28 protein-coding genes and 1 riboswitch are annotated in these 25,851 nt (G+C 65.2%); of the genes, 20 read left to right on the top strand and 8 right to left on the bottom strand.

From position 1 onward, the window contains the following. Nucleotides 1-9 precede the first annotated feature (9 nt). Entirely contained in the window at nucleotides 10-747 is a 738-nt protein-coding gene (locus QQK63_RS09695; protein WP_277824674.1) for an N-formylglutamate amidohydrolase, read from the bottom strand. 205 nt (nucleotides 748-952) lie between these two features. Between QQK63_RS09695 and pyk the strand changes: the two genes are divergently transcribed. The 5 genes from pyk to rplT all read left to right on the top strand — a co-directional run bounded on the left by pyk (nucleotide 953) and on the right by rplT (nucleotide 3,889). Next, complete coding sequence (pyk, locus tag QQK63_RS09690) at nucleotides 953-2,401, top strand: pyruvate kinase (protein ID WP_277824672.1); 1,449 nt, start codon at nucleotides 953-955, stop codon at nucleotides 2,399-2,401. Then, the gene (locus tag QQK63_RS09685; protein ID WP_277824670.1) at nucleotides 2,398-2,928 is read left to right on the top strand and encodes a hypothetical protein; all 531 of its coding nucleotides are present in this window, start codon (nucleotides 2,398-2,400) and stop codon (nucleotides 2,926-2,928) included. The genes pyk and QQK63_RS09685 overlap by 4 nt, the downstream gene beginning before the upstream one ends. Nucleotides 2,929-2,965: 37 nt before the next feature. Then, on the top strand, nucleotides 2,966-3,199 hold the full coding sequence (locus QQK63_RS09680) for a hypothetical protein (RefSeq protein ID WP_277824668.1): 234 nt from the start codon (nucleotides 2,966-2,968) through the stop codon (nucleotides 3,197-3,199). A 117-nt stretch (nucleotides 3,200-3,316) separates the two neighbouring features. Continuing rightward, nucleotides 3,317-3,517, top strand: coding sequence for a 50S ribosomal protein L35 (gene rpmI / locus QQK63_RS09675; protein WP_277824666.1), 201 nt, complete (start codon nucleotides 3,317-3,319; stop codon nucleotides 3,515-3,517). Between the two features lie 12 nt (nucleotides 3,518-3,529). Continuing rightward, nucleotides 3,530-3,889 carry a 50S ribosomal protein L20 gene (gene rplT, locus QQK63_RS09670; RefSeq protein ID WP_277824664.1) on the top strand — a complete coding sequence of 120 codons (360 nt, stop codon included), beginning with the start codon at nucleotides 3,530-3,532 and terminating at the stop codon, nucleotides 3,887-3,889. A gap of 93 nt (nucleotides 3,890-3,982) precedes the next feature. Here the strand turns inward: rplT and QQK63_RS09665 are convergent, their stop codons facing one another. Beyond that, nucleotides 3,983-4,348 (bottom strand): hypothetical protein, encoded by a 366-nt coding sequence (locus QQK63_RS09665; RefSeq protein ID WP_277824662.1) that lies wholly within the window; start codon nucleotides 4,346-4,348, stop codon nucleotides 3,983-3,985. A gap of 191 nt (nucleotides 4,349-4,539) precedes the next feature. Between QQK63_RS09665 and QQK63_RS09660 the strand changes: the two genes are divergently transcribed. The 4 genes from QQK63_RS09660 to QQK63_RS09645 all read left to right on the top strand — a co-directional run bounded on the left by QQK63_RS09660 (nucleotide 4,540) and on the right by QQK63_RS09645 (nucleotide 8,836). After that, the gene (locus QQK63_RS09660) at nucleotides 4,540-5,271 is read left to right on the top strand and encodes a class I SAM-dependent methyltransferase (protein ID WP_277824660.1); all 732 of its coding nucleotides are present in this window, start codon (nucleotides 4,540-4,542) and stop codon (nucleotides 5,269-5,271) included. Nucleotides 5,272-5,343: 72 nt separating this feature from the next. Continuing rightward, the gene (gene pheS, locus QQK63_RS09655) at nucleotides 5,344-6,414 is read left to right on the top strand and encodes a phenylalanine--tRNA ligase subunit alpha (protein WP_277824658.1); all 1,071 of its coding nucleotides are present in this window, start codon (nucleotides 5,344-5,346) and stop codon (nucleotides 6,412-6,414) included. A gap of 91 nt (nucleotides 6,415-6,505) precedes the next feature. Then, the gene (locus QQK63_RS09650; RefSeq protein WP_277824656.1) at nucleotides 6,506-6,874 is read left to right on the top strand and encodes a hypothetical protein; all 369 of its coding nucleotides are present in this window, start codon (nucleotides 6,506-6,508) and stop codon (nucleotides 6,872-6,874) included. Between the two features lie 234 nt (nucleotides 6,875-7,108). Beyond that, nucleotides 7,109-8,836, top strand: coding sequence for a cation:proton antiporter (locus QQK63_RS09645; protein ID WP_277824654.1), 1,728 nt, complete (start codon nucleotides 7,109-7,111; stop codon nucleotides 8,834-8,836). A 58-nt stretch (nucleotides 8,837-8,894) separates the two neighbouring features. Here QQK63_RS09645 and QQK63_RS09640 read toward each other — a convergent pair whose 3' ends face one another. The 5 genes from QQK63_RS09640 to QQK63_RS09620 form a co-directional block, all read right to left on the bottom strand. Next, nucleotides 8,895-9,572, bottom strand: coding sequence for an aspartate/glutamate racemase family protein (locus QQK63_RS09640; protein ID WP_277824652.1), 678 nt, complete (start codon nucleotides 9,570-9,572; stop codon nucleotides 8,895-8,897). Then, a complete protein-coding gene (locus tag QQK63_RS09635) occupies nucleotides 9,572-10,858 on the bottom strand; it encodes a TRAP transporter large permease (RefSeq protein ID WP_277824650.1) in 1,287 nt (428 codons plus the stop codon). The genes QQK63_RS09640 and QQK63_RS09635 overlap by 1 nt, the downstream gene beginning before the upstream one ends. Beyond that, on the bottom strand, nucleotides 10,858-11,379 hold the full coding sequence (locus QQK63_RS09630) for a TRAP transporter small permease (protein WP_277824647.1): 522 nt from the start codon (nucleotides 11,377-11,379) through the stop codon (nucleotides 10,858-10,860). The genes QQK63_RS09635 and QQK63_RS09630 overlap by 1 nt, the downstream gene beginning before the upstream one ends. Nucleotides 11,380-11,404: 25 nt before the next feature. After that, nucleotides 11,405-12,385 carry a TRAP transporter substrate-binding protein gene (locus QQK63_RS09625; protein ID WP_277824645.1) on the bottom strand — a complete coding sequence of 327 codons (981 nt, stop codon included), beginning with the start codon at nucleotides 12,383-12,385 and terminating at the stop codon, nucleotides 11,405-11,407. A gap of 190 nt (nucleotides 12,386-12,575) precedes the next feature. Next, the gene (locus QQK63_RS09620) at nucleotides 12,576-13,421 is read right to left on the bottom strand and encodes a MurR/RpiR family transcriptional regulator (RefSeq protein WP_284283200.1); all 846 of its coding nucleotides are present in this window, start codon (nucleotides 13,419-13,421) and stop codon (nucleotides 12,576-12,578) included. 198 nt (nucleotides 13,422-13,619) lie between these two features. Next, nucleotides 13,620-13,727, top strand: a riboswitch (guanidine-I (ykkC/yxkD leader). A gap of 88 nt (nucleotides 13,728-13,815) precedes the next feature. Here QQK63_RS09620 and QQK63_RS09615 point away from each other — a divergent pair. The 5 genes from QQK63_RS09615 to QQK63_RS09595 are packed head-to-tail and all read left to right on the top strand — an operon-like array spanning nucleotide 13,816 to nucleotide 18,153. Further along, nucleotides 13,816-14,880, top strand: coding sequence for a putative urea ABC transporter substrate-binding protein (locus QQK63_RS09615; RefSeq protein WP_277824641.1), 1,065 nt, complete (start codon nucleotides 13,816-13,818; stop codon nucleotides 14,878-14,880). A gap of 26 nt (nucleotides 14,881-14,906) precedes the next feature. Further along, nucleotides 14,907-15,719, top strand: a complete 813-nt coding sequence (locus tag QQK63_RS09610; RefSeq protein WP_277824639.1) for an ABC transporter permease — start codon at nucleotides 14,907-14,909, stop codon at nucleotides 15,717-15,719. Next, complete coding sequence (locus QQK63_RS09605; protein WP_277824637.1) at nucleotides 15,716-16,498, top strand: ATP-binding cassette domain-containing protein; 783 nt, start codon at nucleotides 15,716-15,718, stop codon at nucleotides 16,496-16,498. The genes QQK63_RS09610 and QQK63_RS09605 overlap by 4 nt, the downstream gene beginning before the upstream one ends. Further along, a complete protein-coding gene (locus QQK63_RS09600; RefSeq protein WP_277824635.1) occupies nucleotides 16,461-17,705 on the top strand; it encodes an agmatinase family protein in 1,245 nt (414 codons plus the stop codon). Before QQK63_RS09605 ends, QQK63_RS09600 begins: the two co-directional genes overlap by 38 nt. After that, nucleotides 17,695-18,153 (top strand): hypothetical protein, encoded by a 459-nt coding sequence (locus QQK63_RS09595; protein WP_277824634.1) that lies wholly within the window; start codon nucleotides 17,695-17,697, stop codon nucleotides 18,151-18,153. Before QQK63_RS09600 ends, QQK63_RS09595 begins: the two co-directional genes overlap by 11 nt. Nucleotides 18,154-18,213: 60 nt before the next feature. Here QQK63_RS09595 and QQK63_RS09590 read toward each other — a convergent pair whose 3' ends face one another. After that, nucleotides 18,214-20,454, bottom strand: a complete 2,241-nt coding sequence (locus tag QQK63_RS09590; protein WP_277824633.1) for a calcium-binding protein — start codon at nucleotides 20,452-20,454, stop codon at nucleotides 18,214-18,216. Nucleotides 20,455-20,620: 166 nt separating this feature from the next. Here QQK63_RS09590 and mtnA point away from each other — a divergent pair, with 166 nt between their 5' ends. From mtnA to QQK63_RS09560, 6 genes are all read left to right on the top strand, one after another. Then, nucleotides 20,621-21,724: an S-methyl-5-thioribose-1-phosphate isomerase gene (gene mtnA / locus QQK63_RS09585; RefSeq protein WP_277824632.1), complete on the top strand. Its 1,104-nt coding sequence runs from the start codon at nucleotides 20,621-20,623 to the stop codon at nucleotides 21,722-21,724. Further along, nucleotides 21,721-22,380: a class II aldolase/adducin family protein gene (locus tag QQK63_RS09580; RefSeq protein ID WP_277824631.1), complete on the top strand. Its 660-nt coding sequence runs from the start codon at nucleotides 21,721-21,723 to the stop codon at nucleotides 22,378-22,380. Before mtnA ends, QQK63_RS09580 begins: the two co-directional genes overlap by 4 nt. Before the next feature lie 102 nt (nucleotides 22,381-22,482). After that, a complete protein-coding gene (locus QQK63_RS09575) occupies nucleotides 22,483-23,079 on the top strand; it encodes a VOC family protein (protein ID WP_277824630.1) in 597 nt (198 codons plus the stop codon). 55 nt (nucleotides 23,080-23,134) lie between these two features. Continuing rightward, nucleotides 23,135-23,452, top strand: a complete 318-nt coding sequence (locus QQK63_RS09570) for an ArsR/SmtB family transcription factor (protein WP_277824629.1) — start codon at nucleotides 23,135-23,137, stop codon at nucleotides 23,450-23,452. Nucleotides 23,453-23,507: 55 nt separating this feature from the next. Further along, a complete protein-coding gene (locus tag QQK63_RS09565; protein WP_277824628.1) occupies nucleotides 23,508-24,557 on the top strand; it encodes a permease in 1,050 nt (349 codons plus the stop codon). 188 nt (nucleotides 24,558-24,745) lie between these two features. Continuing rightward, a complete protein-coding gene (locus QQK63_RS09560; protein WP_277824627.1) occupies nucleotides 24,746-25,795 on the top strand; it encodes a PstS family phosphate ABC transporter substrate-binding protein in 1,050 nt (349 codons plus the stop codon). The last annotated feature ends 56 nt before the right edge of the window (nucleotides 25,796-25,851 follow it).

The following is a 25,851-nucleotide window of genomic DNA, read 5'->3' as shown; positions in this document are numbered from 1 at the left end:
GCGGTTTTCTCAGACCTCGGCATTCTTCAGCGCCGCGTCAAGCAGGGGCGCAAGCCTTTCGCCCCAAGCCGCCTGTTGCGCGGGCGTTGCGATCAGGTCGTTGCGGATTTCGACCAGCACATGCAGCCGCCCCGGCTGAACCGCGTGACGATCCAGCGCATCGCCCGGCAAATGGCCGGAATAGGGTTCGTTGTCGCCCACGCAAAGATCGGGTTCATCCCTTAGCCGCGCGATCAGCGGATAGGCCAGCCGGGTGTCGCCCGCATAAAGAACGCCGACATGCCAAGGCCGGGGCGGGCGGCCCACGAATTGCGGCGTGAAGGAATGGATGGAGACGATCACCGGATCCGCGCGGCGCGCGATCAGGTCGGACAGCGCGCGGTGATAGGGGCGGTGGAACAACGCCAGACGCCGTTCGATCTCGGCCGCATCGGCATGGCGGTTCGCGGGGATGATGGAACCGTCATAAATCTTCATGCATAGCGTCGGATCATCCTCGCCCCTGTTGGGGTCGATCACGAGTCGCGAGAAGTTCGACAAGATCACCGGCGCATCCAGCACTTCGGCCAGCCGCCGCGACACGCCGGCCGCGCCCACGTCATAGGCGATGTGGCGGTTCATGTCCTCGGGCGGCAATCCAAGGTCGCCGCCCGCGACCTCGGGCGGGACGCGGTTGGACGCATGATCGCAGGTCACAACCCAGCGCCCGCGACGCTCTGTGCCTTCCACGCTGAAAGCCTGTGTCATCTGGTCGTTACCTCTCCGGAGTGCAACGATGGCGGGCATAGGTGGTTTGCCCCGACGATGCCAGAGGCAGGGCGGGGTCAAGCCGGTTGTCCGGCGCGGTGAATTGCGCCATAGAGCATAAAGAACAGGGCTGTTTGCGCTAACATGGCGTGCTCGGCCAGCCGGCCCGGGACGGATCCGGGCAGAGGGAATGAGGGAACACGCAATGAAACGCGACCGCAACGTCAAGATCGTGGCCACGCTGGGCCCCGCCTCGGACGGCGAGCACATGATCCGCAAGCTCTACGAGGCCGGCGCCGATGTGTTCCGTCTGAACATGTCGCATGGCGGCCATGACGAGATCCGCGCCCGCCACGCCGCCATCCGCAAGGTCGAGCGCGAGATGGGGCGCCCGATCGCCATCCTTGCCGATCTTCAGGGCCCGAAACTGCGTTGCGGTGTCTTCGCCGAGGACGAGGGGCATGTGCTGCGCAACGGGGCGTCCTTTCGCTTCGACCTCGATCCGACGCCGGGCACGGACAAGCGGGTGAACCTGCCCCATCCCGAGATTTTCGCGGCCCTCGAACCGGGGTCTCGCCTTTTGGTCAATGACGGCAAGGTGCGGCTGCGCGTCGATGATTGCGGCCCCGATTTCGCCGATTGCACGGTGATCGCTGGGGGACCGGTATCCAACCGCAAGGGTGTGAACGTGCCCGATGTGGTCTTGCCGCTGGCGGCGCTCTCCGAAAAGGACCGCGCCGATCTGGAGTTCGTCTGCCAGCTGGGCGTGGACTGGCTGGCGCTGTCCTTCGTGCAGCGCGCCGCCGACGTGCACGAGGCGCGGCAACTGGCCAAGGGGCGCGCCGCGATCCTGTCCAAGATCGAGAAACCGGCCGCCGTCACGGCCTTCGAGGAAATCCTTGCTGCCTCCGACGGGATCATGGTGGCGCGTGGCGATCTGGGCGTCGAATTGCCGGTCCATGCCGTACCCCCGATCCAAAAGCGTCTGGTGCGCAAATGTCGGTCGGCGGCCAAGCCCGTGATCGTGGCGACGCAGATGCTGGAGTCGATGATCGAAAGCCCGATGCCGACCCGTGCCGAAGTGTCGGACGTGGCCACCGCCCTTTACGAAGGCGCGGATGCCGTGATGCTGTCGGCGGAATCGGCGGCGGGCAGCTACCCCATCGAGGCGGTGCAGACCATGCACAATGTCGCGTTGGAGGTCGAAGGCGACCCGAATTTCCACACGATCATGGCGGCCTCGCGGCAGGTGACGCGGTCCTCGACGGCGGATGCCATCGTCGCAGCCGCGCGCGAGATTGCCGAAACCGTGGATATCAAGGCGATCTGCTGTTTCACCCAATCGGGCGGCACGGCCTCGCTGGTGGCGCGCGAACGGCCGCGGGTGCCGATCCTCGCCTTGACGCCGGTGATCGCAGTGGCTCGGCGGATGTGTCTGACATGGGGATGCCAGTGCTACATCACGGGCGAGCTGACCCGGTTCAAGGGCGCTGTGGTGTCGGCGGCGCGGACGGCGCGCGACGGCGGTTACGCGACCGAAGAGGATCAGATCATCGTGACGGCAGGCGTGCCCTTCAACGTGCAGGGATCGACCAACATCTTGCGCGTGGCACCCTGTGCGGAACGTCTGATCTACGCCACCGACCCGGAATGATCCGCGCGCTGGCGCTGGCCTTGCTGGGTGCGGGCCCGGCGCCGGCCCACGTTCTGGACGGGCAGATCACCGCGCAGGATGGCGCCGGGCGGTTCGTCTTGCTGGACGAGCCACCGCTGGCCGTGGGGCAGGATATTTTCGACAGCCCGGATCTCATCGCCTTTGACGAGGCGCAGGGCGTGGCCCTGTCCGATCCGTTGCGGTTGGACCTTGGCGGCCCGATCCCGGCGGGTGCGATCGTGTCGCTGCATTCACTTGTCTTTGACGGAACGGGTGGGCGCCAGCGTGGTTGGGTTCTGTTCGATGCGCCCATCCTTGGGGTGGCGACCACGCCTGACAGCCTTGCCGCAACCGATGGCTTGGCCGGTGTGGCGACGCTGTTCCTTGGGCACGAGTTGCGCGGGCTGGAACAGGGCGACAGCGCGTGGATCGACGCGGCCGATCCCCGGCGGCTCTGGGTGGATTGGGCGGGATCCTCGCCGGGCGATCACCTGCGGGTTCTGACCGGGGCGCCGCCGCTGATGTAGGCTGGTGCAGGACAGGGGCTTGGTGCATGTTTCATCCATGCAGATAGACCCCGATATCCTGATCGTCATTGCAACCCTCGTCGGGATCCTGTCCCTGTCTTCGTTGGTGGCGGGCTGGGTCGAAGGCCGGCTGTCGCGGCGGGCGGTCCTGTCGATGGTCATCGCCTTGGGCCTTCTGGCGTGGGTCCATCTGGCCCTGCGTGAGGGTGGGCTGAGCTTTCGGGCGATCCCCGATGCCTTCATCCATGTCGCGGCGATGGTTCTGGGGTAGCGGGACCTCTGGACAGGCGGGTGCAATGGCTGTAAGCGACGCGCTCCAACGGTGCGGCCGGCCAACAACGGCATGCCGAGTCGCGCCCGAACGCTCTCTAGAAGACAGGAGACGAAAATGCCGAAGATGAAGACGAAATCGAGCGCCAAGAAGCGCTTCAAGGTGACCGGCACCGGCAAGGTGGTGGCGGGCCAGGCCGGCAAGCGGCACGGGATGATCAAGCGGACGACCAAGTTCATTCGCTCGGCACGGGGGACGACGACGCTGTCCGCACCCGACGCCAAGATCGTCAAGACCTACATGCCCTACGACCGCTGAGGAGGCCGCACAATGTCCCGCACCAAAGGTGGAACCGTCACCCATCGTCGCCACAAGAAAGTTCTTGACGCGGCAAAGGGTTACTATGGCGCGCGCTCGCGCAGCTTCAAGACCGCGACCCAGGCTGTCGACAAGGCCAACCAGTACGCGACCCGCGACCGGAAAGTCCGCAAGCGGCAGTTCCGCGCGCTGTGGATCCAGCGGATCAACGCTGCTGTCCGCGCGTTCGACGCCGACATGACCTATTCGCGTTTCATCAACGGCCTGGCGCTTGCCGGGATCGAGGTGGACCGCAAGGTTCTGGCCGATCTGGCCGTGCACGAGCCCGAGGCCTTCGGCGCCATCGTCGCACAGGCGCGCGCTGCTCTCTGAGCCGCTGCCACCGATCTTGGGAATGGGCTGCCTTTTGGCAGCCCATTTTCGTTTCGGCATGGGGCATGGGGGCGGGACCCCATGCGCCGGGGATCAGCGGTTGACCGTGACCGTATAGTTGTTTCCCGTGAAAGTGTTCTGGAATATCAACTGGTTCTGGCTTGCCGTGACGGTCCCGCGCGAGCCTGCCGTGTTGGTGTAACGCAAGCCGCCGCCGCTGCGCGACAAGCGCCCGTCCGTTATGGTCTCGCCATTGCTGACCCATGTATAGCTGCCGTCGGCCGCGACGGTGATGCGCATCGGCCGGGACGAGCCGTCGCCGCGGACCTGTGTGCCGCTGTAGACGCCGGCAAGATCGGCAAAGGCCGGCTCGCTGGCCCCGCCCTGCGTCGTCTGGCACCCGGCGGCGAGAAGCGGCAGGGCGATGAAACCGCTCACGATGAATGCACGTCTGTTCATATGCTTGTCTCCTAAACTTGTTAATCGAACCGTCAGGCTAACCAGGAAGGATGCTTTAGGGCAAGTCCGGCGGACCTTGGGCCGCTATGCCGGGTGGTGGGCGCGGTGCGGATGGCTGCTGCCTGTGATTGATTTCAAACTCCCGCCGGGCGATGGTCCGTCGGGAGTTTTCGTTTCCGAAGGGTAAAGATTTGGGCAATTTCTTTAACGAGTACTTAAAGACGACCGACGAACGTCTGCTGTCGAAATGGACGCAGTATTTCGACATCTATACCCGCGAATTGACGCGGTTCCGGGCGCGGCCGATCTCGTTTCTCGAGATCGGGGTGTTCAAGGGCGGGTCCATCCCGATGTGGAAGGCGTTTTTTGCCGAAGATGCGCGGCTGTGTTTCGTCGACATCGATCCGGACTGCGCGGCGCTGGCCGTTCCAGGCACCAAGGTCGAGATCGGGAACCAGGCCGATCCGGCATTTCTGGCGGATCTGGCGGCGCAGCATGGTCCCTTTGACGTGATCCTCGATGACGGCAGCCATGTCTGCGCGCATCAGGTGGCAAGTTTCGAGAACCTTTGGCCGCATCTGGCCGACGGGGGGCTCTACATGGTCGAGGATTGCCATACCTCCTATTGGCCGGGCTTTGGCGGTGGCTACCGCAACGAGGCGAGCTGGATCGAATATGCCAAGCGCCTGACCGACCGGATGCACAGTTGGTACACCGATCAGGACACGCTGTTCCCTTTCGATCCGATCGCGAAGGAACTGCATTCGGTGCGGTTCTACGACTCGATCACCGTTCTGGAGAAGCGGGTGAAGGCCGAGCCGCCCGCGACCGTTTACGCGCAGAACGGCAAGGTCACGCTGTCGCGCCGCGCGTTGGAGATCCGGGGCCGCAAATCGGCCTTTGCGGGCAAGGACGGCACCTGAGCGAGCCGCCTTGCAATCGTGGGGTTTGGTGATAGGTCAGGGCGCGGATTTGACGGGCAAGGGGCGCGCAACATGAACCTCGATCAGCTGAAATCGGATTGGCTGGGGCGCATCGCCGCCGCAGCGGACGAGGCCGCGCTGGAGGAATTGCGCGTCGCGGCGCTGGGCAAGAAGGGCGAGATCAGCCTGAAGATGCGCGATCTGGGCGGCATGTCGCCCGAGGAGCGGCAGGTGGCCGGCCCCGCGCTGAACGCGCTGAAGGACGAGGTGACGACCGCCATCGCCGCGAAGAAGGCGGCGTTGGGCGACGCGGCGCTGGACGAACGGCTGAAAGCGGAATGGCTGGACGTGACGCTGCCCGCGCGGCACCGCCGGGTCGGCACGATCCATCCGGTATCCCAGGTGACGGAAGAAGTGACCGCGATCTTTGCCGACATGGGTTTCGCGGTGGCCGAAGGGCCGCAGATCGAGACCGACTGGTATAATTTCGACGCGCTGAACATCCCCGGCCACCACCCCGCCCGGGCCGAGATGGATACGTTCTACACCCATCGCGCGCCGGGGGACGACCGCCCGCCGCATGTGCTGCGCACGCACACCAGCCCCGTGCAGATCCGGCATATGGAGGCGCATGGCGCCCCCGTCCGCGTGATCGCGCCGGGCCGGGTTTATCGCGCGGATTACGACCAGACGCATACGCCGATGTTCCACCAGGTGGAGGGGTTGGCGATCGACCGCGATATCTCCATGGCGAATCTGAAATGGGTACTGGAGGAGTTTTTCAGCGCCTATTTCGGCACGAAGGTCCGCACGCGGTTCCGTGCGTCGCATTTTCCGTTCACCGAACCCTCGGCCGAGGTCGATATCCAGTGTTCGTGGGAAGGCGGCACGGTCAAGGTTGGCGAAGGGTCCGATTGGCTGGAGGTTCTGGGATCGGGGATGGTGCATCCCAAGGTCTTGCAGGCGGCGAATGTGGACCCGGCGGAATGGCAGGGCTTTGCCTTCGGCATGGGGATCGACCGGATCGCGATGCTGAAATACGGGATTCCGGATCTGCGGGCGTTCTTTGATTCAGACCTGCGGTGGCTGAGGCATTACGGGTTTGCCGCGTTGCAGGTGCCGGCGGTGCATAGCGGGGTGTGAGGGGATGTGGTGGGCACAACCTCTCGCCACAGTGGTGTCGGCCATATTGGTGTTGTTCGGTGGGGCTAAGCTCTACAAAAGACAGAAGCAAGTGGATCGTAGCGAAGCCTTATTTGCGAAACGCCGAGAAGTATACGCTGCCTATCTACTGGCGCTCCATGGGTTCGTGACTCGCAGAGACCAAGTAAGTCGTGACCGTCTGGACCTCGCGAACATCGAAGCGGTGATTTTCGCCTCAGACGGCATCTTGCAAAGGCTTTTCTCTATTCAAGAGGGGCTGATGATGGGCAGTGACTTTGCTTACAGTTCGCGAAGCGAGCTGGTCAGCTTAGTTGCTGAAATGCGCCGTGAATGTTTCGAAGCAACCGAGTTTGATGAGCAGAAATTATTGTATCTGCTTGCTATTGGTCGCGACACCCCGCTTGAGGGAACCCCCGAAGCACATTTTGAGCCCGAATAGCGCCGTAGGCGCCGGGCGAGCGCCTGCCCGCCCCCCGGGCTGGCGCTTTGGTGACGTAAGCGCGGCGATCCGGGGTCTTTCGGATTTGGCGGCATAAAGCGCGGACCACATTCGGTGCAGCGCCATCCCGCGGGCAGGCGCTCGCCCGGGGTGCGGCGCATCCCCGCTGGCGGGATTGTGCGGAATTCGATTAACCTCGCCAAGGATACCAACCCGGACGACAGGAGCCGCCGCATGACCGCCGCTATCGAGGGCTACCTGTTCTACGAGATTGCAGCCCTGCTGGTGCTGGCGGCCGGGGCGGGCTTTGTCGGGCTGATGCTGCGTCAGCCGCTCATCGTGAGCTTCATCGCGGTCGGCATCCTCGCGGGGCCATCGGTGTTGGATATCGCGCAATCGGATGCGCAGATCGACCTGCTGGCCGAGCTGGGCATCGCGCTGTTGCTGTTCCTCGTCGGGCTGAAGCTCGATTTCAACCTTGTGCGCACGCTGGGGCCGGTGGCCCTGATCGCGGGCACGGCGCAGGTGCTGTTGACCGGGGCGATCGGTTACGGTCTGGCGCTGGCCTTGGGCGTCGATGCGGGGACGGCGATTTATGTGGCGGTCGCGCTGACGTTTTCGTCGACCATCATCATCGTCAAGCTCTTGTCGGACAAGCGCGAGATCGACGCGCTGCACGGGCGGATGGCGCTGGGCATCTTGATCGTGCAGGACGTGGTGGTGGTGATCGCCATGATCGTCCTGTCGGCCATTGCGGTGGGTGGTGCTGCGGCCGAGGGCGGCGGTGCCTTGGGCGAGGTGCTGAAGGTGCTGGGCTATGGCGCGGCGATGCTGGCCTTTGTCGTCCTCTTCATCCGCTATGTCGCCGATCCGCTGGTCGAGCGGTTGTCCGAGGCGCCGGAATTGCTGGTGTCCTTTGCCATCGGTTGGGCCGCGCTGTTGGCCGCCGTTGGCCATTACCTTGGGTTGGGCAAGGAATTGGGCGGGTTGCTGGCGGGCGTCTCGCTGGCCTCCACCGCTTACCGCGAGGCGATTTCGGGGCGGTTGGCGAGCCTGCGGGATTTCCTGTTGCTGTTCTTCTTCATCGCGCTGGGCGTGTCGCTGGACCTGTCGGTTCTGGGGGCGAGCATCGGGGCGGCGTTGGTCCTGTCGGTCTTCGTGCTGGTGGGAAAGCCGCTGATCGTGATGGGGGTGTTGCGGGTGCTGGGCTATCGCAAGCGGACCGGGTTTCTGGCCGGGGTGACGCTGGCGCAGATTTCCGAGTTTTCGCTGATCTTCATGGCGATGGGGGTGGGCATCGGGCATCTGGACGAGGAGGCGTTGGGGCTGGTGACGCTTGTCGGGCTCATCACCATCGCGGTCTCGACCTACATGATCACCTTTTCCAACAAGCTTTACGGGATCTGCGAGCCGGTTCTGCGGGTGTTCGACCGCAAAGGGGGCGATGTGGAGGAGGCGGACGCGGCGGCCGGGAAACGGCCGCATGATGTCGTGCTGTTCGGGTTGGGGCGCTATGGTCTGGGCATCGCGCTGGCGCTGAGGGACAGCGGCAAGCGGGTGCTGGGGGTGGATTTCAGCCCCGAGGCTGTCAGGGGCGCGCGGGCGCGGGGGTTCGATGCCATTTTCGGGGATGCGACCGATCCGGAGTTTCTTGCCCATCTGCCCTTGCAGGGTGCCGAATGGCTGGTGATGGCGGTGCCCGAGCATGACATCGGGTTGACGCATGAGGATCCGCGGCTGGCGCTGTTGGGTGCGGCGCGGGATCTGGGGTTCCGGGGCAAGGTGGCGGTGGCCGCGCAACGGGAACAGACGGCGGCGCGGCTGGCGGAGGCGCGGGCCGACCTGGTGTTGATGCCCTATCGCGACGCGGCCTTTGCGGCGGCGGGGATGATCACGGGCCGGACGAAGACGCCCGTGGCGGTTGCCGCCGACCCGGAGGGGCAGAAGGATCTACCGGTCTAACCGTTTGAGTGCGCCTGTGCGAGCGGCGCAAAACCGGTGAGAAGTTTGCGCAACATGCTTAGGCTTGGGTCGCTGCGCGGGGCTGCGTGTCGTGCAGGCGACGGCGCAGGCTGTCGATCGCGGCCTGCGTGCCGTCGATGACCGGCACCGGGCAATGGGGGGCGATGCGGGCGGAGAGCCCGGCCAAGGGCCCGCCGCCAAGGATGATGCTGTGGGCCCCCCCGGCTGCGGCGTCGATGCAGAGTTGGCGCAGGTCGGGCAAGAGCGCCTCGGCTACCTCGGCGGGGTCATGGCAGAGCGGGGCAGGCGGATGGGCGATGCCAAGGAGCCTGTCGCCATGGCCGAGCGCCAGCGCCTTGTCACCCAAGGGGCCCGCGACCTCGGGGGCGAAGGTGACGATGGCGAAGGGGCCGCCGATGTCGGCGGTGCGGGCAAAGGCGGCCTCGGCGATGCCGATGACGGCCAGGTCGGGGCGGGCGGCGCGCAATTCCTCGGCCCCGGTATCCCCGAAGGAGGCGAGGATCACGCCCTCGACCGGCCCGGGGTGGCGGGCGACGGCGGCCAGAACGCCTTGGGTCGCGGCGCGGCCATCGTCCTCGGTGACGATCAGGGAGGGGCCGAAGGCCGCCGAGATCGTGGTGAAGCGGTCGCCCGGACGCGCCACGGCCTGTGCCGCGCGGTCGATGCGGGCCGTCACCCCGGTCGAGGTGTTGGGATTGACGATCAGAAGCCGCATCAGAGGATCACGGAGGGCAGCCAGAGCACGATGGCCGGGAAGACGTTGACGAGGATGAGCGCCACCAGCATCGCGGCGATGAAGGCCATCATCGGCGGGATGATCTTGGCGATCGAGATCTTGGCGATGGCGCAGGTGATCAGCACGACCGAGGCGACGGGCGGCGTCTGCTGACCGATCCCGAGGTTGATGGTCAGGATCAGGCCGAAATGCACCCGGTCGATGCCCAGTTGATCGGCAAGCGGCAGGAAGATCGGCACCAGCATCAAGATCGCGGGTGTGCCGTGGATGATGGTTCCTGCCAGAAGGAAGAAGACGTTGATCGCCAGAAGCACGACCCAGTAATTGTCCGACAGGCCAAGGATGCCCTGCGCGATGGTCTGGGGGATCTGCTGGTTGGTCAGGTACCAGCCCAGAAGCGTCGAGGTGGCGACGATGAACATGAGCATCGCGCTGCGCTTGCCCGCGATGCGAAACGTGTCGATCAGGTTGCCGAGCCGGATGGTGCGGTAGAGGAAGGCGGCCAGCACGATGGACCAGAAGGCGGCGATGGCGCCTGCCTCGGTCGCGGTGAAGATGCCGCCGAGGATGCCGACGAGGATCAGCACTGGAAGGGTCAGGGGAATGGCCGCATCCTTGCCGGTTTCGATCACGCGGCGGAACTGGAACGCGCCTTCGGTCGGATAGCCTTTGCGGACGGAGATGATGTAGGCCGTGATCATCAGGAGCGCGCAGACCATGACCCCCGGCACGATGCCCGCCGCGAACAGCTCGGCGATCGAGGCGTTGGCGACATAGGCGTAGAGGATCAGGTTGAGGGACGGCGGCACGATGATCGCCATGGTCGCGGAGGTCGAGGTGACGGCGGCGGCGAAGGCCACCGGGTAGCCGCGTTTCTTCATCTGCGGGATCATCACCGAGCCGATGGCCGCGGCATCCGAGGTGGCGGTGCCCGAAATCTCGGAAAAGAACAGCGATGTGAGGATGTTGACGTGCGCCAAGCCGCCGCGGATATGGCCCACGAGGCTGGAGGCGAAGGCGATCAGTTTCTCGGCGATGCGGCCCTGGTTCATCACCTCGCCCGCGATCATGAACAACAGGGCCGCGACGAGCAGGTAATTGTTCGCGCCGCCAAACGGGATCAGCCCGATGATCTGGGGCACGACAGCGGGGTCGAGCAGGATCATCGTAGCCGCCGTCACGCCCAGCACGAAGGCAATGGGCAGGCCCGCGATCAGAAGGGTGACGAGAAGGATCAGGATGATCCAGCCGGGATCGAGAAACATCACGCGTCGCTTTCGGGCAGGAGGTCATCGGGGACGACTTGCCCGGTCAAGAGACCGACAAGCCGCGTGAAACTGATGAGCGCGATCAGCGCGCCGCCCACGGGCATGGCGTAGCGGAAGAGCGCCATCGGAAGGTCGACGGAAATCAGCATCCGGCTGCCGAAGCTGGCGGCGGCGATGCCGCCATACCAAGCCAGAAGCGCGCCGAAGAAGGCCATGAGGATCAGGTTTCCGGCCATCACGATCCGTTTCACGGTTTCGGGAAAGAGCCGGATCACCGCGTCGAAGCCGAGATGTTCCGAGGTGCGCGTCAGGTAGGCCGCGCCGATGAAGGTGAGGGCGGCCAGCACATGGGCCGGCAATTCCTCGGACCAGGAAACGGAATTGTTGAACAGGAAGCGGGTGACGACCGCGATGTTGAGAAGGACGAAGAGCAGCCCGGCCAGCCCGATCACCGCCGCATCGAGCGCGCGCGTGAGCCAAAGGTCGAGGCGGGCGATGAGCGAGGTGAGGGTGGACATGGCGGGCTGCTCCTGTCGGGTGGGCTTACTGGAGGCCCAGTGCTTCGCGGGTGGCCGCGATCATGTCGGCACCGATCACGTCCACGAAGGTCGGGCTGTCGTAGAGGGGTGCTGCGGCGGCCTGAAAGGCGGCGAAGTCGATCTCGTTGATCGCGATGCGGTCAGCGAGGGATGCCACGACCTCGGCATCGGTGGTGTCGCCCCATTCGAAGGTCCAAGCGGCGGTTTCGGCGGCGACGGTGACCATCGCCTCGGCCAGCGCCGGGTCGACGCCTGCGAGGTAGGGTTCGCCGAAGACGAGGAAGGTGGGCAGGTAGACATGGTTCGAGAGCGACATGTATTCCTGCACCTCGTAGAGGCGCGCGCTTTCGACGATCTGGGCCGGGTTTTCCTGTCCGTCGATCACGCCCTGATCGAGCGCGGAATAGACCTCGCCGAAGCTCAGCGGCGTGGCATTGGCGCCGAGCGTGTTGAACATCTCGACCCGCTGGCGGCTGGTGGGGGTGCGGATCTTGAGACCTTCGAGATCGGCGGGCACGACGATGGGCCGCACGCTGTTGGTGATCTGCCGGAAGCCGTTGTCCCACATGGCGGCAAGCACCATGCCGGTACCTTCGAAGCCTGCGGCCATCATCTCGCCTGCGGGGCTGGCGGCGAAGGTCTGCACGGCGGCGCGGTCTTCGAACAGGTAGGGCAGATCGAAGATCGCGGTGCGCGGATTGATCTGGGCAATAGCTGAGGCCGAGAGCGAGGCATGGTGCGTGCCGAGCGCGAGGCCCTGAAGCACGTCTTCCTCGGAGCCGAGCGTGTTCGACATGAAGATCTGCACGTCGACGCCGCCGTCGGTCGCAGCCTCGAGCCGGGTTTCGTATTCCTGCAAGAAGACATGGGCAAAGGAGCCTTCGGGCAGGGAGGAGTTGATCTGGAGCACGGTCTGCGCGGTGGCGAGGCCAGGCAGGGCAAGGCCCGTGGCGGCCGCGAGCAGGAGGGGTTTCAGCTGGGTCATCGCATGGTCCTTTTCGAATCGAGGCTGGGTATCGATGCCATCTGGGAAACCACTTTTTCACAAATCCAGTAGTATGAAAAATTAATTTCACACTCAAAAATGCGGCTTCAGACCGGATGCGCCCAAGAAACGGGCAGGATTGAGGGGGGACTGTGCAGGGAAGATGCAGGTTCTGCCGGGCGCGGCACGCTCAGATCTCGTCAAGCGCGTCGTGGATTTTCTCGATCGCGCTGAGCCGGGTGCGGCCCTCGGGCCCGCTTTCCTCGATCAGGGCGGAGGCCAGAAGCCCGCAGAGCGCCATCACGCCCACATGGTCAAACAAGGCCCCCGCACCCGGTGTGGCGCAGGGCAGGTGCCAGCGCGCGGGCAGCGCGGGCAGGCCCGGCAGATCGCCGATCAGCGCCAGCGCCGCGCCGCTGTCGGCGATTTCGCGGATCAGGGCGGTGATCTGCCTATGCGGGCGGCGCAGGGCAAAGACGAGGACGCAATCGCCCGGACCGAGGTCTGCCAGGCTTTCGGCCAGCGTTTCGCCGTCGCGGGGCAGGGCCGCGACATCGGCATGGACCTGAATGGTCTGCCACGCGAGGTAGCGGGCAAAGGGTTGGCCCGCGCGAAAGCCGATCATGCGCAGGCGGCGCGCAGTGGCCATGGTGGCGACAAGTTCGGCGATCTCGGCCTCGTTCAGATGGGCGAGGCTGTCGGCGAGATTGCGGTGTCCCTGTTCGAGGTGGCGGGCGATCCGGCCTTCGGGCGGGGCGGTGGTGCGGTTCACACGGAACAGCGCCGTACCGGCCGATTGTTCCGCGCGCACGGCCTGCCGCGCCTCTTCGAAGGAGGCGTAGCCGATGCGGCGGACAAAGCGCGTGACGGTGGCATTCGACACGCCCGCCATCTGCGCGAGTTCGGTGGCCGTGTAGCTGGCGAGTTGGCCGGGAAAGTTCAGGATCGCCTCGGCCAGTTGGCGCTCACTGGGGTGCAGGCCGGGCAGGGCCGCCCGAATCCGTGTGAGGAAGGATGTTTTTTCAGCGGCGGCCATGGCTTGAAAATAGGCTTTCACGGCGCAAGCGCACAAGACGGGAATCCATGACCCTGTCGGGGGTGATTGGCCCGTGAGCCTGCCGCATAATGCGTCAGATCCTGCGCGCAAGCGCCGCTTTTTCGGGCAGATGCTGCGATCTGGGGGATTCCGCGCTGCGGCTTTTGACAGATGCGCGGGCCGCGCCCGAGGCTGGTGGGGCAGGGCATTTAGGGTTCCGCCGCAAAACTGCGGGTCAGGTCCGAGAAATGCCGCCGCGCGGGCCAAATCCCGTGCGGTACACGGCGGGACAAAATCCCGGGAGAGCACTGCGCCAAGATCAGGTTCGGCCGCTCCCTGAACATATTTCCCGGTCGGACATTTGGACATTCGCATCCGATCGGAGGAACCGACGATGACCAGACTTGCCCTAGCCACCACAACCGCGCTGTCGCTGGCGCTGTCTCCCGGGTTCGCCACGGCGCAGGAGCGGACGGAATTCCGCGTCGCGTGGTCGATCTACGTGGGCTGGATGCCCTGGGGCTATCTGGAGGAAAGCGGCATCATGGATGCCTGGGCCGAGCGCTACGGCATCGATGTCGAGATCGTGCAGATCAACGATTACGTGGAATCGATCAACCTTTACACGGCCGGCGAATTCGACGGGGTTTCGGTCACCAACATGGACACGCTATCGATCCCGTCGGGGTCGGGGGTGGATACGACCGCGTTGATCGTGGGCGATTTCTCCAATGGGAATGACGCCGTGATCCTGAAGGGGGAGGGCGGATTGGCCGATCTGGCCGGGATGCCCGTGAACCTCGTGGAATTGTCGGTGTCCCATTACCTGCTGGCGCGCGCGCTGGAGAGCGTGGGGCTGGAGGAGCGCGATCTGGCGGGGGTCATCAACACGTCCGACGCGGACATGATCGCGGCCTTCCAGACCGATGACGTGCAGGCAGTGGTGACGTGGAACCCGCTGGTGTCGACCATCGCGGAAGACCCGGCGGCCAATATCCTGTTCACCTCGGCCGATATCCCGGGCGAGATCATCGACATGATGGTGGTCAACACCGAGGTGCTGGAGGCGAACCCCGATTTCGGCCGCGCGCTGGTGGGGGCATGGTACGAATTGATGGCGATCATGTCGTCCGACACGCCCGAGGGCGTCGCAGCCCGCACCGCGATGGCGGAGGCCTCGGGGACGGATCTGGCGGGCTATGATGCGCAGCTGGCCTCGACCCAGATGTTTTGGGATGCGGCGGATGCGGTCGCCTTTGTCGAAAGCGCGGAATTGCCCGAGACGATGGTGAGCGTGGCCGAATTCCTCTTCGAGCGCGGCATTCTGGGCGAGGGCGCGCCGAGCGCGGATTTCGTCGGCATCGAATATCCGGGCGGGGTGGTGACGGGCGATCCTGCGAATATCCAGCTGCGGTTCGATCCGACCTACATGCAGATGGCCGCCGACGGGGCGCTGTAACGGGGCGCGCGCGGGGGCAGCGGGTCATGCGCCTGATCAACCGGCATCCGGGGCCCGCGGGGCGGGCGGCGCTGGTGGCGCTGCCCTTTGTCCTTGTGGGGCTGGCCTATGCCGCGGCATCGGCGGCGCGGTTGGCGGAAAACCCGCAAGACCGCATCCTGCCGTCCTTTGCCACTTTGGGGTCCACGGCGTGGCGGCTGTTGACCGAGGAGGACCGGCGGTCGGGCGAGATCCTGTTCTGGGGTGATACGGTGTCGAGCCTGTCGCTGTTGGGGGCGGGTGTCGGTATCGCGGCACTGATCGGTCTGTGCCTTGGGTTGGCCATCGGCTTGGTGCCGGTGGTGCGGACAGGCTTGCAGGGGTTTGTCGCCGTCTTGTCGATGATCCCGCCCTTGGCGATGTTGCCGATCCTGTTCATCACGCTGGGGGTGGGGGATACGGCCAAGATCGCGCTCATTGCCATCGGCATCACGCCTTTCCTGATCCGCGACCTGAGCGCGCGCACGCTGGAATTGCCGCAAGAGCAATTGGTGAAGGCGCAGACGCTGGGGGCCAGCACGCTTGCCATCGCGGTGTCCGTCGCGCTGCCGCAGATCATGCCGCGGTTGATTTCGGCGGTGAGGCTGTCGTTGGGGCCTGCGTGGCTGTTCCTGATCGCGGCGGAGGCGGTCGCGTCGGAAGCGGGGCTGGGCTACCGGATCTTTCTGGTGCGGCGGTTCCTCGCGATGGATGTGATCCTGACCTATGTGGCGTGGATCACGGTTTTGGCCTTCCTGATCGACTGGGGCCTCGCGCGGCTGTCGCGGTGGGCCTACCCTTGGGCGGAGGCGCGGGGATGAGCCTGGTCGAGGTCACGGACATCTTCCAGAGCTACGGGGCGCGGTCGATCCTGGAGCGGGTGAACCTGAGCGTGGGCGAGGGGGAATTCGTGTCCATTGTGGGCGCATCGGGGTGCGGGAAATCCACCTTCCTGCGGCTGCTGCTGGATCAGGAGCGGCCGACGCGCGGGCAGATCACCGTAGATGGTGCGCCCCTGAAGGGAGAGCCGGACCGGACGCGCGGCATCGTGTTCCAGCGCTATTCGGTTTTTCCGCACCTGACCGTGCAGGACAATATCGTGGCGGCGGAAGGCCTGTCGCAGCCTTTGGGTGGCCTGTTCGGCAGTGTGAAGCGCGCGGCGCGGGCGCGGGCCGATGCCGTGCTGGAGCGGATCGGGTTGGCGCATGTGGCGGGGCAATACCCGGCGGCGCTGTCGGGGGGGATGCAGCAGCGGCTGGCCATCGCGCAGGCGCTGGCCGCGAAGCCGCGTATCCTCCTGCTCGACGAACCCTTCGGCGCGCTCGACCCCGGGACGCGGGAGCAGATGCACCGCTTCCTTCAGGATTTGCGGGGCGAGACAAAGATGACCGTCTTCATGGTCACCCACGACCTGCCCGAGGCGTTCAAGCTGGGCGACCGCGTCATCGTCTTCGACAAGACCCGCTGGGACCCGCATGACCCCGCCGCCTTCGGCGCGACGATCACCTATGATTTTGACGCCCGGAACGGCGGCATCCCCTATCAACTGAAAGAGGACCAAGATGGATTTCCTGACCCCGCGCCGCAGTCGGTCGCATAATCCGGGCGACCGGCCCGACCGTGACCGCCGCGCCCATCACCCCGACCTGACCAAGCTTCTGGGGTGGAAGGCGATGCGCGCCGAGGCCGATATTCCCGGCACCCGCTGGGACGAGGAACGCCGCTGGGCGCTGAGGATGGGGCTGACCGGGGCCGAAAGCATCGACGACAAGTCGATCCCGACCTTCGCGCGCGGGGAACTGCCGCATTACGCGGGCATCAACACGTTTTTGAAAGCGCCCTATGCCGAGGATGTGCTGGAGGTGCAGCATTACGATGCCACGGTCCTTGGCATCCCCTTCGACGGCGGCACGACCTATCGCCCCGGCACGCGGTTCGGGCCGCAGGGCGTGCGCAAGATCAGCGCGCTTTACACCCCCTACAATTACGAGATGGGCGTGGATCTGCGCGAGCAGATGACGCTGTGTGATGCGGGGGATGTGTTCACGATCCCCGCGAACCTCGAGAAATCCTTCGACCAGATCAGCCGGGCGGTGTCCCATGTGTTCAGTTCCGGCAGCTTCCCGGTGATGATCGGGGGGGATCATTCCATCGGCTTTCCCTGCGTGCGGGGCATCGCGGAATGCACGTCGAAAAAGATCGGGATCGTGCATTTCGACCGTCACGCCGACATCCAGGAGAAAGACCTCGATGAACGGATGCACACGACGCCGTGGTTCCATTCGACGCTTCTGCCCAATGTGCCGGCCAAGAACCTTGTGCAGATCGGGATCGGCGGTTGGCAGGTCCCGCGCGAGGCGGTGAAGGTCGCCCGCGAGCGCGAGACCAATATCATCACCATGTCCGACATGGAGAAGATGGGCGTGGACAAGACCGCCGAGATGGCGCTAGAGATGGCATGGGACGGGGTGGACATGGTTTACATGTCCTTTGACATCGACAGCATCGATTGCGGCTTCGTGCCCGGCACGGGCTGGCCGGAACCCGGCGGTTTCCTGCCGCGCGAGGCGCTGGCGCTGGCGTCGAAGGTCGCGGCGGAGGGTCTGTGCGGGATGGAGCTGGTCGAGGTCAGCCCGCCCTATGACACCAGCGACATCACCGCGCTGATGGGAACGCGGGTGATCGTGGACGTGCTGGGCAGCATGGTGGCCCATGGCAAGATGGGCGCGCACAAGCGGCATATCGACAAGCCCGTCAGCATTCCGCATGGCGAATTCGAAGGGCGGAGGTGGTCCAATGCCCCATGATCATCATCACCATCACGACCATGGGCACCACCATGCCCATGATCATGCCCACGGGCATGGGCACAACCACGCCCATGCCGATCACCTGCATTCGCATCTGACGCCCGAGGACGAGGCGGCTGATCTTCAGGTGCTGACCGCGCAGTTCATCGACGGGTTCGTCAATGCCCGCGACAAGGCCGCCTATCTGCGGCTGGCGGGTGTGCCGCTGGAACGGCCCGGCAAGGCGGGGCGGGGCGCGTTGAAGCTGGTGGATGTGGAACTCAAGACCGAATGGCAGGTCGGTACGGCCTCGCCCTCCTTCGGGTCGCGCGAGTTGAGCTATCTGCCCTTTCCCGGCGAGATGATCCGCGAACGGACGAACATGGCATTGGTCTATGTCTCGGTGGAGGAAAAGGATCTGCTCGATATCCGCGATTTCCTGTCGTCACGGATGGCGGGGGCCTAGGGTCCGCAAAACGGGGCGACAGGGCGCGGGCGCGCGCGCAGGGCGGGAGATCGGCCCCTTTCAGAACGGAAAAGTGGCAAGGTCTTCTTCCTCCGCGATCTCGGGCGGGAGAGTGGCGGGGTCGATGGCCAGAAGAGCCAGGATATCGTCGAAGACGCTGGAGGTGGTCTGGGGCGCGGGCGGCGCCTCCACCTGTTGGGGGAAACTGGCGTTCAGATCCTCGAGCGTCGGTCGCACGATGCCGTTCAGGACGATACCGCCCAGCGACCGGTCGATGGCGCCGTCCGCGCCGACGAACCGGATGAGGGTCGAGGGCGTGTCGTTGTAGTCGTAGGCGATCATCCGGATCGTCTCCGGCCCGGTGAAGGCGGGGGCGTCGAACACGAGGCTGTCGAGGCCGATCTGGAAATCGAGGATCACGTCGAAGCCGCGATCCGCGTCGGCATGGACGAAGGTATCCTCATCAGACCCCCCCACCAGCGTGTCCTTGCCGGTCCCGCCGTCGAGCGTGTCGCGGCCATAGCCGCCGTCAAGCCGGTCGGCGCCCGCGTTCCCGTCGAGCCTGTCGCGCCCGAGATCGCCAAAGAGCGTGTCGGCCCCCTTTCCGCCCAGCAGGGTGTCGTTCCCGTTTCCGCCCCGGAGCAGATCGGCCCCCGCCTTGCCGGCCATCTGGTCGTCGCCGTCGCGCGCGAAGATCGCATCGTCACCGGCTGATCCGACGAGCGTGTCATTCTCTGCGCCGCCCCAGATCCGTGCCAGATCAGCGGTTCCGGGTTCGGGTGGCGGCAGGTCGTCGATGACGGGGTCCAGGGCCGGATCTGCGGGCTCTTCCGGAGGAAAGCGGTCGAAGACGAATTGCACGACCTCGTAAGGCTGCAGGTCAAGCTCGAAGACCGCGCCATCCCCGATCCGGGTCGGCACAAGCTCGGTCACCACGGCGTCGCGCAGGTTGCCGCCGGTTTCGGCATAGCGGATCGAAATCGCGCGCAGCGTGTCGAAGCCGGTGACGAAGGCGGACAGGTCGGCCTGCACCGTCATCGGCTGGTCCGAACGGGATGACAGGAACACGACCTGCTCGCCGCGACCATCCCCGATCACGCCATCGGATTCTTCGAACAGGGTGACTTCGACATCGTTGTTCGCGCCGCCCGGTGTCGGGGACAGCGTCCAGCGACCCGTGACAAGCTGGTGATCGGTGAGCGTCTGGCGCAGCAGGTCGAGCATCGCGGCGCGGGTGGTGTTGGTCGCGATCTCGAGGTCATGCACGCGGGTGGCGGCGATGTCCTCGTCGCGGAACAGGTAGGCATTCTGGGTGTTGTGCGACAGGGGCCATGCGAAGGCCTCGTCGATGCCGGCGTCGATCAGGTTCTCGACATGCTCGAGCAGGTAGGAGGCGCCGTGGATGCCGATGTCGATGCGGTCTTCGCCAAGGGCGATGTTGCGGTTGATGTTGTATTCGCCAACCCGTTCGATCAGGTCGCGCCCGGCCCAAGCCTCCCAGGCGTGGGTCGTGCCCTGCACGGTCTGTTGCAGGCCGCGATCCTCGAGAAAGAGGCCGCTGTCGTTTTCGAAGCCGTCGGTTTCGGGATCGCGCCAGTAGCTGTTGCGGATGATCCCGTCGAGGGCCTCCAGCGCGCCTTCGGTCTGTTCGAAGCCACGCTGGATCTGGGCATTGGCCAGATCCGGGTTGTTGCCAAAGGCACCGCGCAGGTTGCCGGAAGCCTGCAGGAAGATGTCGGCATCATAGCCTGCACCCTGCATGGCCTGCGACAGCGCGGCGGCGACCTGTCCGGCCTTGAGGCCGTAGTCGAATTCGAGGCTTGCATCGTTCGCGAGGCGCCCGCCCCAGTATTCGTTGCCGAGCTCATAGCCGCCGACGGTGCCGGGAAACCTGTGTTCCACGGCTATGGCGAAATCGCGCACCTGCGACAGGAATTCGGCACGGGTGAACCCTTCGGGCGCGTCTACCGGCACGACCATGTCGACCGAAATGCCGTTCTCGGCGGCGAAACTCAGGATGTTGACGATATTGGGCGACAGATCGCCGTTTTGCAGCAGGCCGCCGGAAAACACGAGGTCGGTTTCGCCGCCCGGAAAGCGGATCGTGGCGATGTCGAAATGGTCGAGCGCTGCTTGCACGGCCTGCGTCGGAGTTCCGAGCGCGGTATCGACGCTGTCCGAGTACCAAGGTTTGCCGGTGTTGGCCGATTGGACCACATTGGTCTGGAACAGCGCGGGAGACACGGCATCGCCGCTGGCGATCCAGTTGGTGAGGTCGAGAAATCGGAGCATTTCACCCATGGCATTACCCTTCTGGCAACGGACAGCAGCGGGCGGTTTCCGGGGCGGAACCGATCGCATCGGGTGAATTGCAAGGGGTATGCCAAGGGTTCGGGACGGGCTGGTCTATTCAAGCCTGTCCCGAGACCTGCTAGGCTTTGGTCTGTCTCGGCGGAAAGGAACGGCGATGAAGGTCAATGGCATCCCCTACCGGTCGATCTGGCTGGACCCCGATGGGCGAACGGTCAGGATCATCGACCAGACGCGTTTGCCGCATGACTTTCCGGTCGTCGGTCTGACCACGATGCAGGAGGCCGCGACCGCGATCCGCGACATGTGGGTGCGGGGCGCGCCGTTGATCGGGGCGACGGCTGCTTATGGTGTCGCGCTCCAGATGGCCGAGGACCCGTCTGATGGTGCGCTGGCGCGGGCCTGTGACGTGCTGCATGCGACGCGGCCGACCGCGATCAACCTGCGCTGGGCGTTGGATGCGATGCGCGCGACGCTGGCCCCCTTGCCGCCCGGGGAACGCCGGGCGGCCGCCTATGCACGGGCGGCGGACATCTGCGACGAGGATGTGGAGATCAACCGCCGGATCGGCGAACATGGCGTGGCCTTGATCGAGGCGATCGCGGCGCGGAAATCGGGACCGGTCAACATCTTGACCCATTGCAATGCGGGCTGGCTTGCGACGGTCGACTGGGGCACCGCGACCTCGCCCATCTATCAGGCGGTCGAACGGGGGATCGAGGTGCATGTCTGGGTGGATGAAACCCGCCCCCGCAACCAAGGCGCGCATCTGACATCTTGGGAAATGGCGAGCCACGGCATTCCCCATCATCTGATCGTGGACAATGCTGGCGGGCATCTGATGCAGCATGGTCAGGTCGATCTGTGCATCGTGGGCACGGACCGGACCACGGCGCGGGGCGATGTGTGCAACAAGATCGGCACCTATCTGAAGGCGCTGGCGGCCCATGACAATGGCGTGCCCTTTTACGTCGCGCTGCCCTCGCCCACGATCGACTGGCGGGTGCAGGACGGGGTCGCCGAAATCCCCATCGAGGAACGCAGCGCGGAGGAGGTGACGCAGGTCTGGGGCCGGGATGCGGAAGGGCAGGTGCGGCAGGTGCGGATCGCGCCCGAGGCGACGCCGGGGGCGAACCCGGCCTTTGACGTGACGCCCGCGCGGCTGGTCACGGGTTTGATCACGGAACGGGGCATCGCGCCCGCCAGCGCCGAGGGGCTGGCCGCGATGTTCCCCGAACATGTCGCGCGGGCTGCGGAATGACGGAAGACCGGCTCCGCGCCGAGATCGTCGCCCGCTGCCGCGAGCTGGATGCGCGGGGGTTGAACCGGGGCGCGTCGGGCAACCTGTCGGCGCGATGGGGCGAGGTCATGCTGATCACGCCATCGGCGGTGGCCTATGACGATCTGCGCCCCGAGATGATTGCGCGGATGCCCTTGGGCGACGAGACCGGCGCGTGGGAGGGGCCGCTGAAACCCTCGTCCGAATGGCGGTTTCACCGTGACATCCTGCGCGCCCGTCCCGATGTGGGGGCTGTGGTGCATACCCATGCCGCCTATTCCACGATCCTTGCCATCGCGCGCCGCCCGATCCCGGCGATCCATTACATGATCGCGGCTTTCGGTGGTCCGGTGATCCCCTGCTGCGATTATGCGCGCTACGGCACGGCGGAGTTGAGCGCCGCGATCTTGCGGGCGCTCGGGGCGATGAACGGCTGCCTGATGGCCAATCACGGGATGCTGACGGTGGGGCCGGATCTGACGCGGGCGACATGGCTTGCCTTTGAGCTCGAAGCCTTGGCGCACCAGTATTGGCATGTGTTGCAAATCGGCGGTGGCCATGTGCTGCCCGATGCGGAAATCGCCGAGGTCGGGCGCGATTTCGCGGGTTACGGCGTACAGGCGCGCAAGGCCGATTAGTTCACGGCAGTTCCGAAAACAGGGCCTGTGCGCCGCCGCACGGGACCGGGGGCGATTTTTGACCTATGTTCGGGGCTGCAAATGTTGAGAGGAGGCGGCCCGATGTCCGATACGGAATTTCGCAAGATACAGACCCAAGGCGTTCACCATATCACGCTGAATGGGGCCGACCGGCAAACCTCCATCGATTTCTGGGAGGGCGTGCTGGGGATGCCCTTTGTCTTCGACCAGCCGAACCTCGACAATCCGGGCGAGGGGCATCTTTACTTCGATCCGGGCGACGGGCGGCTGATCACGATCTTCACCAACGAGGCGCGCAAGCCGACCGGCAAGCCCGTGCCCGAGGCGGTGGGGTCGCTGCATCATCTGGCGCTCAACGTCAGCCAGGCGACATTCTGGCAAGTGGCGGCGCGGCTGGATGCGCGGGGCGTCAAACATTCGGGGCCGGTGGACCGGGGCTTCATGGATTCGATCTATTTCCGTGACCCGCTGGGGCTGCGGATCGAATTGGCGAGCTACCGGTTCGAGCCGCCAGAGGGCTGCCGCCATGCCGATGTGATGCTGGAGGCGCACAAGATCCGGGTGGCGCGCGGCGATCACCATATCGACAAGGTGCATCTGGCCGATGCGATCGAGGCATTGGTGGAACGCGGGCAAAGGTCGCTGTCGCAGGATCGGGGTGCGCGCAAGGGCTGGTGATACCGGGACGTTTATTTCATCTCGACAAAACCGGAAAATTGGTTATGTTTGTGACATGACCGAGATGATCCATCACACCCGTGCGCTTACCGCCCTTGGACACGAGGCGCGTCTGGCGATCTTTCGCCTTCTGGTGAAGGCGGGGGAGGAGGGTTTGCGCGTCGGCGACATCGCGGATCATCTGGGCCTTGCGGCATCGACGCTGGCCCATCACCTGTCGACCTTGGTCGATGCCGGGCTTGTCGTTCAGGAGAGGCAAGGGCGCGAGGTGTTCAACCGCGTCGATTACGCGGCGATGCGCCGGGTCGTGTCTTTCCTGACCTCGGAATGCTGTGTCGGCGTCAGCCTGAGCCGTGCGGAGGATGCGGCATGACCGCTGTCCGCGTCTTTTTTCGCCCCAAAACAACCATGAAACCGGAGCTTTCGAAATGACGGATGCCAGCCTTCCCCGCGCGCGGTTCAGAACCGGTCTTGCGCATCTGTGGCGTGACCAGCGCGTGTGGATGGTGTCGGGGCTGATCTTGCTGGTCTTGTCGGTGATCGACCCGGCGCAGGCGCGCGGCAGCGCGATCTTTGCCGCGGAGGCGCTTTTGAGGACCGCGCCCTATCTTGTCCTGTCGATCGGCATCGCCGCATGGGCGGGGGCGACGGGGGCGGACAACCTGATCGCGCGCGCCTTTACGGGCGCCCCGCTTTTGATGATCGGACTGGCGGCGCTGGCGGGCGGGATTTCGCCCTTTTGCTCCTGCGGGGTGATTCCCCTGATCGCGGCGTTGCTGTCGATGGGCGTGCCCCTGTCGGCGGTCATGGCCTTTTGGTTGGCTTCACCCATCATGGATCCGTCGATGTTCGTTCTGACGGCGGGCGTGCTGGATCTGGAATTCGCGGTGGCCAAGACCGTCACGGCCATTGGCCTTGGCGTATTTGGCGGCCTCGTCGTGCATCTGCTGTCGCGGGGCGGCGCGCTGTCGGACCCGCTGCGGGATGGGGTGGGCAATGGCGGCTGCGGCGGGGCCCGGGTGCGCGCGCCCAAGCCCGTGGTCTGGCGGTTCTGGACCGATGCCGAGCGTCGGATGAAATTCGGCAAGACCGCGTGGAGCACGACCATTTTTCTGGCCAAGTGGCTGACGCTGGCCTTCTTGCTCGAGAGCCTGATGCTGGCATGGGTGCCTGCCGAAACCGTCACGGCCGTGCTGGGCGGTACGGGCCTGATGCCGATCCTGACGGCGACGCTGGTCGGGGTGCCCGCCTATCTCAACGGCTACGCGGCCTTGCCACTGGTGAGCGGGCTGATCGACCAAGGCATGGCACCGGGGGCCGGCATGGCCTTTCTGGTGGCAGGTGGCGTCACGTCGATTCCCGCGGCCATGGCGGTCTGGGCGCTGGCGCGGCCGCAGGTCTTTGCGCTTTACATCCTTTTGTCGCTGACCGGGGCCTTTGCGGCGGGCCTTTTGTTCCAGATCTGGGTTTCGATCTAGATCGAGGTCGTGCCGAAAATCATAAAATAACACATGTAAACAATACATTGGGCAGCCCTTTCGGGGGCTGCTCCCTTGTGCCGCGCATTGTCACAAACCTGTTACAAAACTGTTGAATAAGCGTCACCGAACGCGACTAGGCAGCGGTCAAGGACGGTCGCCGTCCGGAACAGATATCAGGAGAAGACATGTCTCACCTCAAGCTTTCCACGGCTGCCATCGCGGTTCTCGCGGTTTCCGCTGTTGCCGCTTCGGCCCAGATGCGCACCAACGTTCAGGTCGCCGGTTCCTCGACCGTGCTGCCCTACGCCAACATCGTCGCTGAAGCCTTCGGCGCGGAAACCGATTTCGCCACGCCCGTCGTCGAAGGCGGCGGGTCGTCGACCGGCCGTCGCATGCTTTGCGAAGGCGTGGGCGAAGGCACCATCGACATCGCCAATTCCTCGTCGCTGATGAGCGCGACCGAGCGCGAAAGCTGCATGGCCGCCGGCGTCACGCCGATCGAAGTGCGCTTTGGCTATGACGGCATCGTCTTCGCCTCGGACATCAACGGCCCCTCCTTCGCGTTCGAGCCGATCCACTGGCACATCGCGCTGGCCGCCGAGCATTTCATCGATGGCGCGCTGGTTCCCAACACGCTGACCAGCTGGGCCGAAGTGGCCGAAGTCGCGCAGGCGATGGGTGTTGCGGGCGACCTGCCCGATCAGGAAATCAACGCCTTCATCCCCGGCACCAACCACGGCACCCGCGAAGTGTTCGACGAGCGCGTTTTGCTGGACGGCTGCGAGCAGGGCGGTTTCTTTGACGCGATGATCGCGGCCGGTGTCGACGAAGACACCGCCGAGGAAGCCTGCATGGCCGTCCGCACCGATGGCCGTTCGGTCGACATCGAAGGCGATTACACCCAGACGCTGGCCAACCTCGACTCGACCCCCACGGGTGTCGGCGTCTTCGGCCTGTCCTTCTACGAAAACAACACCGACCGTCTGCAGGTTGCGACCATGTCCGGTGTGACCCCCTCGACCGAGACCATCTCGGTGGGTGAATACCCGGTGTCCCGTCCGCTCCAGTTCTACGTCAAGCAGGAGCATATCGGCGTGATCCCCGGCCTGTTGGAATTCGTCGAATTCTTCATCTCGGACGAGATCGCAGGCCCCGGCGGCCCGCTGTCCGAATACGGCCTGGTGCCCGATCCGGCGCTGGCGGAAACGCAGGCGATGGTTGCGGCGCTCCGCTGAACCGAGCCTGACCTAGACGACCGGGCGGCCCCTGACAGCGGGGGCCGCCCATCCCA

The organism is Roseicyclus marinus, from assembly GCF_030163795.1.
In the GTDB taxonomy this organism is placed as follows: Bacteria; Pseudomonadota; Alphaproteobacteria; order Rhodobacterales; family Rhodobacteraceae; genus Roseicyclus; species Roseicyclus marinus.
This window is presented reverse-complemented; position numbering and strand designations above follow the sequence as displayed.

What these genes read in the sequence shown, in the direction of transcription:
- QQK63_RS09695 (WP_277824674.1), bottom strand. Translation starts at nt 747, where the DNA reads ATGACACAGGCTTTCAGCGTGGAAGGCACAGAGCGTCGCGGGCGCTGG.
- pyk (WP_277824672.1), top strand. Translation starts at nt 953, where the DNA reads ATGAAACGCGACCGCAACGTCAAGATCGTGGCCACGCTGGGCCCCGCC.
- QQK63_RS09685 (WP_277824670.1), top strand. Translation starts at nt 2,398, where the DNA reads ATGATCCGCGCGCTGGCGCTGGCCTTGCTGGGTGCGGGCCCGGCGCCG.
- QQK63_RS09680 (WP_277824668.1), top strand. Translation starts at nt 2,966, where the DNA reads ATGCAGATAGACCCCGATATCCTGATCGTCATTGCAACCCTCGTCGGG.
- rpmI (WP_277824666.1), top strand. Translation starts at nt 3,317, where the DNA reads ATGCCGAAGATGAAGACGAAATCGAGCGCCAAGAAGCGCTTCAAGGTG.
- rplT (WP_277824664.1), top strand. Translation starts at nt 3,530, where the DNA reads ATGTCCCGCACCAAAGGTGGAACCGTCACCCATCGTCGCCACAAGAAA.
- QQK63_RS09665 (WP_277824662.1), bottom strand. Translation starts at nt 4,348, where the DNA reads ATGAACAGACGTGCATTCATCGTGAGCGGTTTCATCGCCCTGCCGCTT.
- pheS (WP_277824658.1), top strand. Translation starts at nt 5,344, where the DNA reads ATGAACCTCGATCAGCTGAAATCGGATTGGCTGGGGCGCATCGCCGCC.
- QQK63_RS09645 (WP_277824654.1), top strand. Translation starts at nt 7,109, where the DNA reads ATGACCGCCGCTATCGAGGGCTACCTGTTCTACGAGATTGCAGCCCTG.
- QQK63_RS09640 (WP_277824652.1), bottom strand. Translation starts at nt 9,572, where the DNA reads ATGCGGCTTCTGATCGTCAATCCCAACACCTCGACCGGGGTGACGGCC.
- QQK63_RS09635 (WP_277824650.1), bottom strand. Translation starts at nt 10,858, where the DNA reads ATGTTTCTCGATCCCGGCTGGATCATCCTGATCCTTCTCGTCACCCTT.
- QQK63_RS09630 (WP_277824647.1), bottom strand. Translation starts at nt 11,379, where the DNA reads ATGTCCACCCTCACCTCGCTCATCGCCCGCCTCGACCTTTGGCTCACG.
- QQK63_RS09625 (WP_277824645.1), bottom strand. Translation starts at nt 12,385, where the DNA reads ATGACCCAGCTGAAACCCCTCCTGCTCGCGGCCGCCACGGGCCTTGCC.
- QQK63_RS09620 (WP_284283200.1), bottom strand. Translation starts at nt 13,421, where the DNA reads ATGGCCGCCGCTGAAAAAACATCCTTCCTCACACGGATTCGGGCGGCC.
- QQK63_RS09615 (WP_277824641.1), top strand. Translation starts at nt 13,816, where the DNA reads ATGACCAGACTTGCCCTAGCCACCACAACCGCGCTGTCGCTGGCGCTG.
- QQK63_RS09610 (WP_277824639.1), top strand. Translation starts at nt 14,907, where the DNA reads ATGCGCCTGATCAACCGGCATCCGGGGCCCGCGGGGCGGGCGGCGCTG.
- QQK63_RS09605 (WP_277824637.1), top strand. Translation starts at nt 15,716, where the DNA reads ATGAGCCTGGTCGAGGTCACGGACATCTTCCAGAGCTACGGGGCGCGG.
- QQK63_RS09600 (WP_277824635.1), top strand. Translation starts at nt 16,461, where the DNA reads ATGGATTTCCTGACCCCGCGCCGCAGTCGGTCGCATAATCCGGGCGAC.
- QQK63_RS09595 (WP_277824634.1), top strand. Translation starts at nt 17,695, where the DNA reads ATGCCCCATGATCATCATCACCATCACGACCATGGGCACCACCATGCC.
- QQK63_RS09590 (WP_277824633.1), bottom strand. Translation starts at nt 20,454, where the DNA reads ATGGGTGAAATGCTCCGATTTCTCGACCTCACCAACTGGATCGCCAGC.
- mtnA (WP_277824632.1), top strand. Translation starts at nt 20,621, where the DNA reads ATGAAGGTCAATGGCATCCCCTACCGGTCGATCTGGCTGGACCCCGAT.
- QQK63_RS09580 (WP_277824631.1), top strand. Translation starts at nt 21,721, where the DNA reads ATGACGGAAGACCGGCTCCGCGCCGAGATCGTCGCCCGCTGCCGCGAG.
- QQK63_RS09575 (WP_277824630.1), top strand. Translation starts at nt 22,483, where the DNA reads ATGTCCGATACGGAATTTCGCAAGATACAGACCCAAGGCGTTCACCAT.
- QQK63_RS09570 (WP_277824629.1), top strand. Translation starts at nt 23,135, where the DNA reads ATGACCGAGATGATCCATCACACCCGTGCGCTTACCGCCCTTGGACAC.
- QQK63_RS09565 (WP_277824628.1), top strand. Translation starts at nt 23,508, where the DNA reads ATGACGGATGCCAGCCTTCCCCGCGCGCGGTTCAGAACCGGTCTTGCG.
- QQK63_RS09560 (WP_277824627.1), top strand. Translation starts at nt 24,746, where the DNA reads ATGTCTCACCTCAAGCTTTCCACGGCTGCCATCGCGGTTCTCGCGGTT.